Here is a 15,050-nt window from a genome sequence, read left to right as displayed (position 1 = left end):
ACTTAATTGATGATGAGACATTTCTCAATAAAATGCCCGACCGCAAGATTCACTCTACTGTTGCAGAAAACTCAGGTGCGCCCTGATATACCTTAAAAATTGCTGATCATTTTTCACATCCAGCTTTTTCATAATACGGCGGCGAGTTGCTCTGGCCTGGATATCGCTGATGGAGAGAAGATGTGCTGTTTCAGCGAGCGTGTTACCGCTGGCAAGTAGCATTAAAAACTGGCGTTCCTCCACTGAAAAGTGGCGGGTGGTACAGTAATGGCAGATGGTTGCAGGCACACTGTGGCGGAGCGCGCGTTTTTGCAGAATCAGAATCAATTTTTGGGTTATCGCTTCAACATTATCTTCGCGATAGATAAGCGGCAGCATATACAGGCAGGGACGAAACATCAGCTTATCTTTATCGCCTCCGTTGCAGATGATAACCCGATGCTGGCGTCTGGTGTGGACGGGAACCTGATAACATCCTGCGCTGAGCCAATCGTCATCCAGTGAAATAAAGGCGATGTCTGCGCGATCGATATCTTCGGTAGGTAAAAAGCAGATGTCCTGATGCCACTCATTTGCCATGCGGGAGATGATGATTTTCAGCCCATGTTCGAAATGACTATTTTCTTCCTTGATAGCGATACTTAACATTGACGAGGTCCTGAACAGCAGGGAAGGGGTTGGGGAATGTTAAGCAAAATCATTAATTTTCTAAATACTTGTAACCTTAAATCCCGCATTATGCTGGCTGAGTTATTACCAGGTGATTTCCTGGAACCCCATGAACGACCAGAAAAAAACAACATTCGTACACTTCGTCAGCAACCGGAACAAAAGGCATTGACTCAGCAGGCGCTGACCGTATAATTCACGCGTTTCATCTGCATGAAGTCATCACTTCTCTATGCGCCCTTAGCTCAGTTGGATAGAGCAACGGCCTTCTAAGCCGTAGGTCGTAGGTTCGAATCCTACAGGGCGTACCATTTTATTTCAGTAGCTTACCCATTTTCTGCAGGTTCCTTATTTCCCAGATGGGACATATTGGGGACATCATCACTAAAAATCGAGTCAATTTGCTTCGCGTGTTCTGATGCACACTGGACACGTCAGAGAACGATATCGCTTTCCCCCGACAGACGCATGCCGGGAAACCGGCGCTCTACCCGCAGGTCAAAATGGTCTGTCAGATGGAACTGACCAGCCATCTGCTGACGGCGATGGCCTTCGGTATGATGAGCAACAGTGAAAATGAGCTTGCTGAGCGGCATATAGAGCAAACCGGCGATAACACCCTGACGTTAATTCCTGTGCCAATGCCCCGCTTACTGGAAAAACAGGTTTTGCCGTGTGTCGTCAGACAAACAATGATGAGTGGGAATATATTGCAGACCACCGAAGAGAAATCGTTTATGACACAGAAACCGGGTGTCCTACCGGAATTACCGAACTGAGCGAGCATGCCGATAATATAACTACTGTCCCACCGTCAACGCCCTTTGATGCGTGGAACGGCAGCGAGTGGGTCACTGATGTTGCTGCTCAGCGTAATGCGGACGTTGCCGCTGCTGATGCTATAAAACAATCGCTGATCGATGTGGCAATTCAGTTAGTCAGCGTGCTACAGCTAAAATTGCAGGTCAGCACACGCTGACTGATGCAGAGAAATTGCGGCTGAATGCTGTGCTGGATTACATCGACGCAGTGACAGCGATTGATACTAGCACTGCGCCAGATATTAACTGGCCGGTTCCTCCGTTGGCGTAAGTTAGACTATATTTTTCTTGGTATCCAGGGTATTAGCAATGTTTTCCCCAATCGATTCCCTGGTAGCTCAATAAGCCGATAAGTCACAGCAGCTATCAGGGATACACTCAGTGTCACGACCACCAACAAGAAATATTGGTTATCGATAAAATGCCGTAATCGTGACAATAAAAAAAAGCCAATAGGGACATGTAGCAGATATAGCGAATAGGTCACGTTAGATAGTTTGCATATAGCATGCGTAAGGGCGTTTTCACCGGAAAAACATTTATTGGTAAGCAGACACAACCCAAAAAACAGACCCGCAATGATTTGTGTGGCAACGTTAATGTCCTGATGAAGTTGTATCCCAAGCTGATTGATACAGAGGTAGCGGTAAATATTATAAGCAGACAGTATCAAAAACAATGTCCCAACTGTTTTGAAATTAGGTTTTGTATTATTAACTATCAAAAAGAGAGCGGAACCGCATAACATGAAAATCATAAAGCAAAAATCATGAGCGAATGCGTTGGTGATACTTAACATTTGAGGTGAGGTGGAATAAACACCGTGCCTGACAAGGTTTATTTGAAAGATCAGCAGTAGCAACATCAGAGAAGCGGCAGACAGAATCTTCTTGCAGTTAAGATGCCCAAGTAGTGTGATCAGTAAATAGAATTTGAACTCAATAAGCAGTGTCCAGACAACCGCGAGAGTTAACGGATAACCGAAAAACTGACTGGTCAGAGTCATGGTTGATAGAACATTAACCGTACTCAGTGAGTGGCGATCGCCAAACAGGTACTGAATAGTTGCAGCCATTATCACGGCAAAAATCAGCATTGGGAAGATACGGAACAAGCGATTAATCAGAAACTGCTGGCGCGAATACCTGGATAGCATAGGTGGCACAACCCAGCCACTAATCAGAAAGAATAATGCAACTCCCCAGATGGCCACTGCCGTTTGCCATTTCCCCAGCATAAAGGTATCAAGCATCCATAATGATTGTGATGATTTACTTAGCAGGGGGAGGCTTTCTGTACTTCCGGTCCAGGTTCGCGATATCTCATCAAATGTACCACTCAGAACAAAATGGCTAAACAACACACAATAAGCGGCCACCAGACGGGCCAGATCTAAACTGTATTCTCTTTTCATTGCTGTAGAAATGGTCTGTTGCGTCAGGTTGCTAAATACTATCACCCTGATATTGGCGGGAGTAAAAAGTTTAAGAGATTTTCTTCTCGTATGCCAGAAAAGCACCGAACTACAACTGATTGCATTCCGTATTGCAGGATGTGAACACATCTATGACGAGCGGGCCAGCGGCAGGAATGCAGACCGGCCTGTTCTGAAACAATTGATCAGCGAGTTACAGCGGGGCGGCGAACTTGTAGTCTGGAGACTGGATCGCCTCGGTCGCAGCATGCGACATCGTGTTGTGTTAGTGGAGGAACTGCGGGCATTGCGTTCACATTTCAGGGAGGGGGCACTGCTTGTTGTGGATGCGTCGCTTCAGCCTGTGATGGCTCGCTGCTGATATGTGCAATAGACGGGGAATTCAGAATCAAGCGATATCGAACACATTCTCAGCCACACCTGGTTAATCAGGAAAACGGGAGCCTGCTCGCTCCCGTTTTCCTGTTTTTCTAACCAATATCACCGCACAACAAGCACGGGGCATTTAGCATGACGTACTACAGCTGCGGCGGTTGACCCCAACAGATAGGTGCTGAAACCCGGTTTATGGGATGCAATGACGATCAATTCGGCGTCCACCGCATCTGCCAGTTTAAGGATCTGATCTTTCGGTGGACCATAAACCACATGGGTCTGAGTTCTTCCGGCGGGGATATTGAATTGCTTAACAATGTCGTCGAGCTTTTCGGCGGCTTTCGCCTGTATACCACTTCTGTCCGGGAACTCGTTGGAGTAGGCGAGCCCGAGTGATGCGTAGAACGGAACGGTAGGAATGACCGCTAAAAAATGGACCTTAGCGGTTTTTGCATGCGCTTCAACCTGCGGAATAACATGGCGAGTTAAATCGGCTTCAGAGATATCAATGGGCACCAGAATAGAGCGATACATATTCACTACCTCCTGTTTGTTTACCTCTGTCCTGAGTGTAGCGAACGTTATTTCTGTATAATAAGTGACCAGATCAAGGTTGTGCGCGCATTTTAATATTCATGAATGTTATGTGATGAAGATACAACAACCACAGTGGTGATTATTATTCGGCCAGCACAATAACATCTCCTGTCGCGGGAGCTTCTTGTCCTGGCAACCACAAACGTCCCCATGCGCCGGTGCAGTGGCAGCCGAGAAGTTTTTCTGGCTGCTGTTGTTTAATAAATCGTCGGGTTTGCCATAACGTATAGGGTGATGCGCAGCGTAAATGGAAGCCACCGACCAGGGCATGAATTTTGCTGACGCCCGTTATTTTCTGGCAGTGAGCGACGATATTGGCAATACCCCGATGCCCGCAGCCGGTAATGATGACTAATCCGCGGTCTGACTTGTAGATCAATACCCCTTCGTCAGTGACGTAGTCCTGTTGGGGAGGATGCTCATTGATGACACCGTAGGCCTGCGGTGCGGATACGGATATTTCTCCTGACCACAGAAAGCGTTCGCTAAGGGGCAAAGGCTCACGGGAGTACGCCATCTGCAGACGAGAGTAATCATTCTCGCGTGATAATTTCTTGATTTTGCGGGTATATCCTGCAAGCGTGAATGCTGCGTAACGTTCGCAGGCAATGTGTGGATGACAGATGACGCGGCTGTTATCGGGAAGCCACGGCACGCCGCCACAGTGATCATAGTGACCATGTGAGAGCACGACAGCAGTTAACTGAGACAGGTCTACGCCCATCAGTGCGGCATTGTGCCTAAAGCTGTCATCAGGCCCGGTATCGAATAATATTGTGGTGGTTTCATCCTGAACTAACAGACTTAATCCAGGTTTTGCCCGTAGGGCTTTTTCAGCACCGCGGGCGCGCCTGTTTTCAAGCAATACCGTAAGGGTTAAAGCCATACCTGACTCCAGCGTTAAAGCGGCATACTGTAACGCACGGAATGTCAGAGCGCTGTGATCTCAGCGCTCTTTGGGACGGCTCAACGATGAGAGTCGTGGCCGTCATCATCATGGTGATGGTGATTATGCCGCCATGCATGCTGATTCTCCCTTTGCTCGCGCTCCTGGCGTTCATGCTCTTTATCGCGGTTAGATTCACGGTTTTTGTGGTTGGCGATTGCCGTGGCAACCGCCGCAGCACCTACACCTACGGCTGCAGCCGAAAGATAAGGATGTTCCGCACACCCCGACAGGCTGACCATAATAATCCCTGCGGATATCAGCTTCCTCATTGTGGCGTTACCCATTATTCACGCACAATTTTGCCAGCATTCCCGGCGTCAGGATTGTTCCAGCTACCGCGACCATTCGTTTTAAGGGTATAAGTGGCATATCCCACACGGAAGGTCATCGTATCTTTATAGGTATTCACGTCACGCACTTCATGACCATTTACGTAGACGCCAGAGTCTTCTACGTGAATATCAACGCTACGTTGGCCATTCTCAAATTCAGCAACGTAATTACCGGTGAATTTGCCATCAATACCGGCATTATCATGATTATCTTGATTACGGGTATTTTGCTGATCTTCTGTATGACGGTGATGGCGATTTTGCTGGCTTTGATCGTTTTCGATAAAACCATGATCGCGGTTCCACTGATAAGATTTATTGACATCGCAACCGTTGAGTTCACTTATCTGCGTACAACCTGAACGTTCATATTTTTTCTGCATTGCAGGGGTGATTGCACATGCTGTTGTGGCAGTTGTCAGGCCGAGGACGAAAATGGCCAGCAGACGTTTATTCATTTTGTTACTCGCTATCATCATTAATTTTATATATAGGAATGCAAATCTATTCTGTCATGTAGACGACGACAGCAGTCTCCCATTTAATAGTAGTAACGAATACCAGGGAGATTCCTAAATTTTAATCGGGAAGGAATGTTGATATTAATATTTGAGATATTATGCGAGCATTGTTTACGGGGCTAAAACAGTTTTATTGCACTGTTTATATTATTTAACGTCTCGTCTGGGGATTTAATAGAATTCTAATATTGACATTAACCAAGGGGAAGCGCGCAGGCAGGCCCGCGCGCGTGGCTTGGTGGGGACGATGGACTACCCTTGGGTTGCTGCCTGTTCGCGATGTTTTTTCGCCTGCAGATCATGTGAATAGGAATGACTGTTATTCATTGACTGATGAACAACCATCGCTTTTTCATGTTCATTCATTTGCGAAAAAGACGGTGCACTAGCCCGCGTGGATTGGCTATTTTGCACCTGTGCTTCATGTGTTTGTGCCATTTGCTGATGAGCAGGTGCATCGCTATTATTCATCATATCGTGAGCCATAGCTGCCTGCTGATGCATTGTGGATGTTTCTGCCGCATTAACGCCAGCTGAGATAAAAAAGGCGATAGCTAAAAAGGAAGATATCTTATTCATCATATTTCTCCAGTGTCGGTTTACAGGAGAATTATAATAATCAGGGGCTGTCAGTGAGGTGACAGGATTATGACGATGATGTCAGAGAATAATAATATTAATATCAGGTTTAATCGATGGCGCATTAGCGCCACCAATAATTATTAAGCGGCATATTTGGGTAATGTCAGAATAAAGCGGGTAGCGCGAGCGTCGGATGTCACGGAGACTTTTCCCTGGTGGGCAATCACAATCGATTTCACTATCGCCAGGCCAATACCGCTACCTTCGCCTTTACGCTGTCGTGAGGGATCGACGCGATAAAACCGGTCAAAGAGTCGTGGCAGATGTTCCGCGGCTATTGGCGTACCAGGATTTTCCACAATAATATGCACGAGATCATCAGCCTCTTTCACTCGCACGGTGACAGATTCGCCTTTGGGCGTATAGCGCATTGCGTTAGAGAGCAGGTTGCTCATTGCCCGGCGTAACATTAACGGGTCGCCAGAAACCCGGCATGCCCGACCTTCAAAGCGCAGGCTGACTTCGCGTTCTTCCGCCCAGGCTTCGAAAAAGTCGAACACTTTACTGACCTCATCCGCAAGATTCAGCGCTGTTTTTTCCGGGATCAACTGATTATTGTCTGCCTGTGCCAAAAACAACATATCACTCACCATCTTCGACATACGCCCAAACTCTTCGAGATTAGAGTAGAGCACATCTTCCAGCTCTTTCGTGCTGCGGGGATGGCTGAGGGCAATTTCTGTTTGCGTGACCAGGTTGGTGATTGGCGTGCGGATTTCGTGAGCAATATCAGCAGAAAAATTGGACTGACGTTTAAACACATCTTCGATTCGTTCGATCATATGATTAAATGACTCGACCAGTTGCTCAAGCTCAATCGGCACGGCCTGCGGGTCCAGGCGAACATCGAGATCTTTAGAGGTGATATTTTGGATGCGCCGACTGACATTACGGATCGGTTCATGACCTTTATAGACGGCGAACAGCACAATAAAAACAATCATCATGCTAATTAACGATGCTGTCATGATCAGTTTGTTTTTCAGATCGTTAATATAGTGCAGATGAAAATCAATCGATAACGCCATAAACAACGTATAGGCCGGTTTTCCGTCTGGCAACTGCCCAATGGGTAAACGAATCATTCGCCAGTTGGAGGATGCGTTTTTCCCGTGCGCATGTTCTGATGTTTGCAGCGTTGGGCCGGAAATTAAAAAGACATTACGGGTATGTGCATTTTTATCCGGCGTTGCCGTGGCGATAAACTGACGAAGATCCGGCGCATTAGGTGAATGGAAAATGGCCCTCTGATTGGCATCTTCCAGAGAAATAATGACGTTAGAATAACCCGAAACTACGTTTTTTAGTGTTTCCAGCCGACGCGATTCCGGTTCGTTCGGGTGGTTAATAATACGCTCCAGCGTCGCGCTGATCTCTTTTAAATCATTGATATCCTGCTCTGCGAAATGGACTTTCACCGAGTGGATCATTATCCATGCGAAAGCGAAAAATGAGGCGATAGTCGCCAGACTGATAAAAAAGGTTAACCGTGTTGCCAGCGAAAAAGGGCGCTGTAATCGTTTAGTTGCCATCCGGCACCTCAAGCATGTACCCCACGCCACGCACGGTCTGAATCAGTTTCGGCTCAAAGTCATTATCGATTTTGGCCCGCAGACGCTTCACGGCGACATCAATCGCATTGGTGTCGCTGTCAAAATTCATATCCCAAACCTGAGAGGCAATCAGCGAACGCGGCAACACTTCTCCCTGATGACGCAGGAAAAATTCAAGCAGCGTAAACTCTTTACTGGTCAGGATGATGCGTGTGCCGTTGCGGGTGACCTTTCTGCTGACCAGATCGACCATTAAATCCGCGACCTGAAACTGACTTTCGACAATGACCGCGGCTCCCCGTCGCAGCAGCGTTCTGACCCGCGCCAGCAATTCTGCAAAGGCAAACGGTTTAACCAAATAATCATCAGCCCCCAGCTCCAGACCTTTGACCCGATGCTCAATGGTACCCAGTGCGGTGAGTAGCAGAATGGGCATGCCTTTATTGGCGGTGCGCAGCATCCGCACGATATCCCAGCCGTTTACATCGGGCAGCATGATGTCGAGAATGAGCAGGTCATAATCACCGGTCATTGCCAGGTGATATCCGTTCAGACCGTTGTCCGCCAAATCCACAACAAAACCCGCTTCCGTCAGGCCTTTCGTCAGGTATTCGCCGGTTTTTTTTTCATCTTCGACAATCAAAATCTTCATGACATTCTCCATCACGCACTGGCTGTGCGGATTTTCAATTCTAGAGAAGGCGGATCGGATAGCAATCGGTTATTGGGAAAATGACAGTTTTGTCATTTTCCTGTCACCGCTTAAACAGAGTCATTCAGGTATAAATTCACACATCTTTTATGGTTATCAGTCCGGTCTGGACGAGAAGAACTATGTACAAATTTAAGCTTCTTACCCTCAGCGCTATTTTTGTTCTGGCTGGCTGCTCGTTGGCTCCGGACTATCAACGTCCGGCATTGCCGGTCCCGCAGCAATTCTCCTTAAGTCAGCACACGCTGGTTTCGGCCCCGACGGGATATCAGGATACGGGCTGGCGTAACTTTTTTGTTGACTCCCAGGTGAAGGCGTTGATTGGTGAGGCGCTGGTCAATAACCGTGATTTACGCATGGCGGTACTGAAGGTTCAGGAAGCGAAAGCGCAATACGGTGTGACGGATGCCGATCGTTACCCACAGCTTAACGCTGGCTCCAGCGGTACCTATAGCGGGAAATTAAAAGGCGATAGCAGCACCAACCGGGAATTTGAAGCGGGACTGAATCTCAGTTTCGATCTGGATTTCTTTGGTCGACTGAAAAATATGAGTGAAGCCGATCGGCAGAATTTTTTCGCCAGTGAAGAAGCGCGTCGAATGGTGCATATCTCATTAATTTCTAATGTGGCGCAAAGTTATTTCAACCAGCGTCTGGCTTATGCGCAACTGCAAATTGCCGAAGAAACGTTGCAAAACTACCAGCGCTCTTATGCGTTTGTCGAGAAACAGTTGATGACCGGCAGTACGAACGTGCTGGCACTGGAGCAGGCTCGCGGCGTGATTGAAAGCACACGCAGCGATATTGCCAAACGTCAAGGCGAACTGGCGCAGGCGAACAACGCACTGCAACTATTGCTGGGGACGTACGGGAAATTACCGGACGACCGCGTGCGCAGTCGCGGTGATATAAAACCCGTGACACTGCCCCCCGCACTCCCATCGCAAATATTATTGCAGCGCCCGGATATTATGGAGGCCGAACATGGATTGCTGGCGGCGAACGCCAATATTGGCGCTGCACGAGCCGCATTTTTCCCATCGATTACGCTGACCAGCTCTGTATCCAGCAGCAGTGGCGATCTCTCCAGCCTCTTTAATGCGGCCAGCGGCATGTGGAATTTTGTCCCGAAAATAGACATTCCGATCTTTAACGCTGGACGTAATCAGTCAAATCTCGATTTAGCAGAAATCCGCCAGCAGCAATCGGTGGTGAATTACGAGCAAAAAATTCAGAACGCATTTAAAGAAGTTGCGGATGCACTGGTGTTGCGTCAAAGCCTTGCCGATCAAATTACCGGACAACAGCGTTATCTGGACTCATTACAAATCACGCTGCAACGCGCTCGTGCACTCTATCAACATGGTGCGGTTAGTTATATCGAAGTACTGGACGCCGAGCGTTCTTTATTCACTACACAGCAATCGTTGCTCGACCTTAACTATGCCCAACAGGTTAATGAAATTAAGCTGTTTGCTGCCTTAGGCGGTGGCTGGGTTGAATGATATTTAATCTTAAATTCTCAGGAGTATATTGCATGAAAACTACCGCTAAAGCCGCTTTGTTTACTGTGTTATCTGTAGTCATGTTTAACGCTCAGGCCAATGAACATCAGCATGGCGAGATGATGAATATGGCGCCTGCGGCCCAGCAGGAGCAAGTGATTAGTGCGACAGGCGTGATTGAATCTATTGATATGGATAGCAAAAAAGTCACGATTAAACATGAACCTATTCCCGCAGTGAACTGGCCGGCAATGACGATGCGTTTCACGCTGGTATCTGATACCAGGGCCGACGATATTCAGCCAGGCGATAAAGTTGCATTTACGTTTGTTCAGCAGGGAAATCTCTCTGTCTTACGCGATATTCACATCAGTAAATAACGGATCTCGCTGGTCTCTTTTATTCTTGCCCGGGTTTTCCTGGACACGGGCGAGACTATCGCGCAATGGAAATCACTATGGCGTCTTTAAATATTAAAAATACCGCGCTTATTCTCGGCAGCATGATTGTCGGCGGAATTATTTCTGTCGGTGTGTATACCTATTATTCATCCGCAAAAGTATCGGCCGATACCGGCGCTGCTCAAAAAAAAGAAGAGCGTAGAGTTTTATTCTGGTACGACCCCATGTATCCCAATACGCGGTTTGATAAACCGGGTAAATCTCCGTTTATGGATATGGATTTGATCCCGAAATATGCCGATGAAGAGACGGCGAGTACATCCACACCGGGTGTGCGTATTGACCCGACACAGACTCAGAATCTGGGGCTAAAAACCGAACCCGTGCGCCGTGGGCCATTGCAATATGCACAAACTTTCCCGGCGAACGTCAGTTATAACGAATATCAATTTGTCATTGTCCAGGCGCGTTCGGCAGGCTTTATCGAGAAAGTTTATCCGCTGACTGTGGGCGACAAAATTAAGCAGGGCTCGCCGCTTATCGATCTGACAATTCCTGACTGGGTAGAAGCACAAAGTGAATATTTACTGCTGCGGGAAACGGGCGGCAGCGCGACGCAGGTTGAAGGTATTCTGGAGAGATTACGCCTGGCGGGAATGCCGGAGGCGGACATTCAACGCTTGAAAGCGACGCGGAAAATTCAGACCCGCTTTACCCTGAAGGCCCCTATTGATGGGGTGATTACCGCGTTTGATTTACGTACTGGTATGAACATCTCAAAAGATAATGTGGTCGCGAAAATTCAGGGAATGGATCCGGTTTGGGTCAGTGCTTCAGTCCCGGAATCTATCGCCTGGCTGATTAAAGACGCCTCGCAATTCACCATTACCGTACCTGCCTGGCCGGGTAAATCCTTCACCATTAGCAAATGGAGTATTTTGCCGAGTGTGGATTCCACGACGCGCACGCTCCAGCTTCGTCTACAGGTTAATAACCCGGATGAGGCCCTTAAGCCGGGAATGAATGCCTATCTGCAGCTAAAAACGCAAAGCGAGCCGATGCTGCTGATCCCGTCTAAAGCGCTGATTGATACCGGTACCGAACAGCGGGTTATCACCGTCGATAATGAAGGACGATTTGTACCTAAGCAGGTAGCCGTATTCCATGAGTCTCAGGGGTTAACGGCCATTCGCTCTGGTTTGAGCGAAGGTGAAAACGTGGTGTCCAGCGGTCTGTTTCTGATCGATTCCGAAGCGAATATTTCTGGCGCCCTGGATCGTATGCGCGCCCAGGCAAACGGGACGCTCGCTGTACCCGCGATGCCAGCCCAGGCGACCCATTCACACTGAGGACATGATAAATGATTGAATGGATTATTCGCCGCTCGGTGGCAAACCGTTTCCTGGTGATGATGGGGGCGCTGTTTCTCAGCATCTGGGGCACCTGGACCATTGTGAATACGCCGGTTGACGCACTGCCCGATCTCTCTGATGTGCAGGTGATCATCAAAACCAGTTATCCGGGGCAAGCGCCGCAAATTGTTGAAAATCAGGTGACCTATCCGCTGACCACCACCATGCTGTCGGTGCCGGGAGCGAAAACGGTGCGTGGTTTCTCGCAATTTGGCGACTCTTACGTATATGTCATTTTTGAAGACGGGACCGATCCTTATTGGGCGCGCTCCCGTGTCCTGGAATATCTCAACCAGGTGCAGGGGAAATTACCCGCAGGCGTCAGTGCTGAAATGGGGCCGGATGCGACAGGGGTCGGCTGGATATTTGAATATGCGCTGGTGGATCGCAGCGGCAAACATGATCTTGCCCAATTACGTTCCCTGCAGGACTGGTTCTTAAAATATGAATTGAAAACTATCCCTAACGTGGCGGAAGTTGCCTCGGTGGGTGGTGTGGTCAAAGAGTACCAGGTTGTCATCGATCCGATGAAGCTGACGCAATATGGCATCAGTCTGGGTGAGGTGAAATCGGCGCTGGATGCCTCAAACCAGGAAGCCGGTGGTTCATCTGTCGAAATGGCAGAAGCGGAATATATGGTCCGCGCCAGTGGGTATCTGCAGTCCCTTAATGACTTTAATAATATCGTGCTGAAAACTGGCACAGATGGCGTTCCGGTCTATCTGCGTGATGTTGCCCGCGTACAAATTGGGCCGGAAATGCGCCGCGGGATCGCCGAGCTGAATGGCGAAGGCGAAGTGGCAGGCGGCGTAGTGATCCTGCGCTCCGGTAAAAATGCGCGCGAGGTGATCTCCGCGGTTAAGGCTAAACTTGAAACGCTGAAGAGCAGTCTGCCGGAAGGCGTTGAAGTAGTTACAACATATGATCGCAGTCAACTGATCGATCGCGCGATTGATAACCTGAGCTACAAGCTGCTGGAAGAGTTTATCGTTGTGGCGCTGGTGTGCGCGCTGTTCCTGTGGCATATCCGCTCGGCGCTGGTGGCCATTATTTCTCTGCCGCTGGGACTGTGTATCGCGTTTATCGTGATGCATTTCCAGGGACTGAACGCCAACATTATGTCGCTTGGGGGGATAGCCATCGCGGTCGGGGCGATGGTCGATGCCGCAATCGTGATGATTGAGAACGCGCATAAGCGGCTGGAAGAGTGGGGGCATCAGCATCCTGGTGAAACGCTGGATAACGAAACTCGCTGGAAAGTCATCACCAACGCCTCGGTGGAAGTCGGTCCTGCGCTGTTCATTAGCTTACTGATTATCACGCTGTCGTTTATCCCTATCTTCACCCTTGAAGGGCAGGAAGGGCGGTTGTTTGGTCCGCTGGCGTTTACCAAAACCTACGCTATGGCAGGTGCTGCGTTTCTGGCCATTGTGGTGATCCCGATCCTGATGGGATTTTGGATCCGTGGCAAGATCCCGGCGGAAAGCAGCAACCCGCTTAACCGTTTCCTGATTCGTATTTACCACCCGTTATTGTTGAAAGTGCTGCACTGGCCGAAAACGACCCTGCTGGTGGCGGTGCTGTCGATCCTGACCGTCATCTTCCCGCTGAATAAGGTTGGGGGCGAATTCCTACCGCAGATTAACGAAGGCGATCTGTTGTATATGCCTTCAACCTTGCCGGGGATTTCCGCAGCGCAGGCGGCAGATATGCTGCAAAAAACCGATAAGCTCATCATGACGGTTCCTGAAGTGGCGCGCGTGTTTGGTAAAACCGGTAAAGCTGAAACGGCGACCGACTCCGCGCCGTTGGAAATGGTGGAAACCACCATCCAACTGAAGCCGCAGGATCAGTGGCGTCCGGGGATGACGATGGACAAAATCATTGAGGAACTGGACAAAACCGTTCGTTTACCGGGGCTGGCGAATCTGTGGGTCCCGCCAATTCGTAACCGTATCGATATGCTCTCTACGGGGATTAAAAGTCCTATCGGTATTAAGGTTTCGGGTACCGTGTTGTCGGATATTGACGCCACGGCAGAGCAAATCGAAGAAGTCGCAAGAACGGTGCCTGGCGTGGCATCCGCATTGGCTGAACGTCTGGTCGGCGGACGTTATCTTAGCGTAGATATTCATCGTGAAAAGGCCGCCCGTTATGGGATGACCGTCGGCGATGTGCAACTGTTTATCACCTCAGCGGTAGGCGGTGCCATGGTAAGTGAAACGGTTGAAGGTATCGCCCGCTATCCGATCAATCTGCGTTATCCACAAAGCTATCGCGATAGCCCAGAAACGCTACGGCATCTGCCGATACTGACGCCAATGAAACAGCAAATCACGCTGGCTGATGTTGCAGATGTGCAGGTGGTTTCGGGGCCGTCGATGTTGAAAACCGAGAACGCGCGGCCAACCAGTTGGATCTATATTGATGCCCGCGATCGCGACATGGTGTCGGTGGTGAACGATCTGAAAAAAGCGATTGCTGAAAACGTCCAGCTAAAACCGGGAACCAGCGTGGCATTCTCCGGGCAGTTTGAGCTGCTTGAGCGCGCCAGCCACAAGCTTAAACTGATGGTGCCGATGACGCTGATGATTATCTTCGTGCTGCTGTATCTGGCATTCCGTCGTTTTGGTGAAGCACTGTTGATTATCACCAGTGTGCCCTTTGCGTTGGTAGGCGGAATTTGGTTTCTCTACTGGATGGGATTCCATATGTCGGTCGCGACCGGGACCGGATTCATCGCACTGGCAGGCGTGGCTGCCGAATTTGGCGTGGTGATGCTGATGTACCTGCGCCACGCCATTGAAGCAGAGCCTGCGCTGGAAAACCCGCAAACCTTTACCGTAGATAAACTGGATGAGGCGTTGTACCACGGAGCGGTACTGCGTGTGCGTCCTAAAGCAATGACTGTCGCGGTCATCATTGCGGGTCTGCTGCCGATTTTATGGGGAACGGGAGCCGGGTCTGAAGTCATGAGCCGTATCGCTGCACCGATGATTGGCGGCATGATCACGGCACCTTTGCTGTCACTGTTCATCATTCCGGCAGCGTATAAGCTGATGTGGCTACACAGGCATCGCACCCAGAAATAGCCCCTGGTAGCGCTCGCCTTCAATCCTTTGAAGG

General features: G+C 49.2%; 15 protein-coding genes, 1 tRNA gene and 3 pseudogenes. 10 read left to right on the top strand and 9 right to left on the bottom strand.

The features are described 5' to 3' along the window. Positions 1-54 precede the first annotated feature (54 nt). A complete protein-coding gene (gene fimW, locus HV041_RS14450) occupies positions 55-648 on the bottom strand; it encodes a fimbria biosynthesis transcriptional regulator FimW (RefSeq protein ID WP_165712222.1) in 594 nt (197 codons plus the stop codon). Between the two features lie 36 nt (positions 649-684). On the opposite strand from fimW, the gene HV041_RS14445 reads away from it, so the two are divergent. The 4 genes and pseudogenes from HV041_RS14445 to HV041_RS14430 all read left to right on the top strand — a co-directional run bounded on the left by HV041_RS14445 (position 685) and on the right by HV041_RS14430 (position 1,648). Then, positions 685-864: a hypothetical protein gene (locus HV041_RS14445; protein WP_040232627.1), complete on the top strand. Its 180-nt coding sequence runs from the start codon at positions 685-687 to the stop codon at positions 862-864. Between the two features lie 39 nt (positions 865-903). Further along, positions 904-980, top strand: a tRNA-Arg gene (locus HV041_RS14440). A gap of 99 nt (positions 981-1,079) precedes the next feature. Next, positions 1,080-1,301, top strand: a pseudogene (locus HV041_RS14435) (IS4 family transposase); the annotation flags it as partial. A 41-nt stretch (positions 1,302-1,342) separates the two neighbouring features. Beyond that, the gene (locus HV041_RS14430; protein WP_053065226.1) at positions 1,343-1,648 is read left to right on the top strand and encodes a tail fiber assembly protein; all 306 of its coding nucleotides are present in this window, start codon (positions 1,343-1,345) and stop codon (positions 1,646-1,648) included. A 119-nt stretch (positions 1,649-1,767) separates the two neighbouring features. On the opposite strand, the gene HV041_RS14425 is transcribed toward HV041_RS14430, so the two are convergent. Further along, positions 1,768-3,009, bottom strand: coding sequence for an acyltransferase (locus HV041_RS14425; protein WP_237558109.1), 1,242 nt, complete (start codon positions 3,007-3,009; stop codon positions 1,768-1,770). Between HV041_RS14425 and HV041_RS14420 the strand changes: the two are divergent. Continuing rightward, positions 2,915-3,169, top strand: a pseudogene (locus HV041_RS14420) (recombinase family protein); the annotation flags it as partial. The gene HV041_RS14425 and the pseudogene HV041_RS14420 overlap by 95 nt on opposite strands. 33 nt (positions 3,170-3,202) lie before the next feature. Then, positions 3,203-3,366: pseudogene (locus tag HV041_RS25110) on the top strand (LexA family transcriptional regulator); the annotation flags it as partial. Positions 3,367-3,405: 39 nt separating this feature from the next. On the opposite strand, the gene uspF reads toward HV041_RS25110, so the two are convergent. The 7 genes from uspF to cusR all read right to left on the bottom strand — a co-directional run bounded on the left by uspF (position 3,406) and on the right by cusR (position 8,546). Then, entirely contained in the window at positions 3,406-3,834 is a 429-nt protein-coding gene (uspF, locus tag HV041_RS14415; RefSeq protein ID WP_048212371.1) for a universal stress protein UspF, read from the bottom strand. A 145-nt stretch (positions 3,835-3,979) separates the two neighbouring features. After that, a complete protein-coding gene (locus tag HV041_RS14410) occupies positions 3,980-4,783 on the bottom strand; it encodes an MBL fold metallo-hydrolase (protein WP_121584337.1) in 804 nt (267 codons plus the stop codon). 80 nt (positions 4,784-4,863) lie between these two features. Then, a complete protein-coding gene (locus HV041_RS14405; RefSeq protein ID WP_121585468.1) occupies positions 4,864-5,115 on the bottom strand; it encodes a hypothetical protein in 252 nt (83 codons plus the stop codon). A gap of 14 nt (positions 5,116-5,129) precedes the next feature. Continuing rightward, positions 5,130-5,636, bottom strand: a complete 507-nt coding sequence (locus HV041_RS14400) for a hypothetical protein (RefSeq protein ID WP_121585469.1) — start codon at positions 5,634-5,636, stop codon at positions 5,130-5,132. Between the two features lie 315 nt (positions 5,637-5,951). Continuing rightward, on the bottom strand, positions 5,952-6,278 hold the full coding sequence (locus tag HV041_RS14395) for a copper-binding protein (protein ID WP_121584338.1): 327 nt from the start codon (positions 6,276-6,278) through the stop codon (positions 5,952-5,954). A 143-nt stretch (positions 6,279-6,421) separates the two neighbouring features. Then, positions 6,422-7,873 (bottom strand): Cu(+)/Ag(+) sensor histidine kinase, encoded by a 1,452-nt coding sequence (locus HV041_RS14390; protein ID WP_101742357.1) that lies wholly within the window; start codon positions 7,871-7,873, stop codon positions 6,422-6,424. Next, on the bottom strand, positions 7,863-8,546 hold the full coding sequence (gene cusR / locus HV041_RS14385; protein WP_182294236.1) for a copper response regulator transcription factor CusR: 684 nt from the start codon (positions 8,544-8,546) through the stop codon (positions 7,863-7,865). Before cusR ends, HV041_RS14390 begins: the two co-directional genes overlap by 11 nt. 182 nt (positions 8,547-8,728) lie before the next feature. Between cusR and HV041_RS14380 the strand changes: the two genes are divergently transcribed. The 4 genes from HV041_RS14380 to HV041_RS14365 all read left to right on the top strand — a co-directional run bounded on the left by HV041_RS14380 (position 8,729) and on the right by HV041_RS14365 (position 15,016). Next, positions 8,729-10,111, top strand: a complete 1,383-nt coding sequence (locus HV041_RS14380) for an efflux transporter outer membrane subunit (RefSeq protein ID WP_048212366.1) — start codon at positions 8,729-8,731, stop codon at positions 10,109-10,111. Positions 10,112-10,143: 32 nt separating this feature from the next. After that, complete coding sequence (cusF, locus tag HV041_RS14375) at positions 10,144-10,491, top strand: cation efflux system protein CusF (RefSeq protein ID WP_061067467.1); 348 nt, start codon at positions 10,144-10,146, stop codon at positions 10,489-10,491. A gap of 77 nt (positions 10,492-10,568) precedes the next feature. Next, a complete protein-coding gene (locus tag HV041_RS14370) occupies positions 10,569-11,861 on the top strand; it encodes an efflux RND transporter periplasmic adaptor subunit (protein ID WP_121584339.1) in 1,293 nt (430 codons plus the stop codon). An 11-nt stretch (positions 11,862-11,872) separates the two neighbouring features. Further along, positions 11,873-15,016 carry a CusA/CzcA family heavy metal efflux RND transporter gene (locus HV041_RS14365; protein WP_182294235.1) on the top strand — a complete coding sequence of 1,048 codons (3,144 nt, stop codon included), beginning with the start codon at positions 11,873-11,875 and terminating at the stop codon, positions 15,014-15,016. The last annotated feature ends 34 nt before the right edge of the window (positions 15,017-15,050 follow it).

Source organism: Citrobacter sp. RHBSTW-00029 (assembly GCF_014104295.1).
GTDB lineage: Bacteria > Pseudomonadota > Gammaproteobacteria > Enterobacterales > Enterobacteriaceae > Citrobacter > Citrobacter youngae.
Note: the sequence above shows the minus strand (reverse complement) of the source record. Positions and strands in the feature narration are given on the sequence as shown.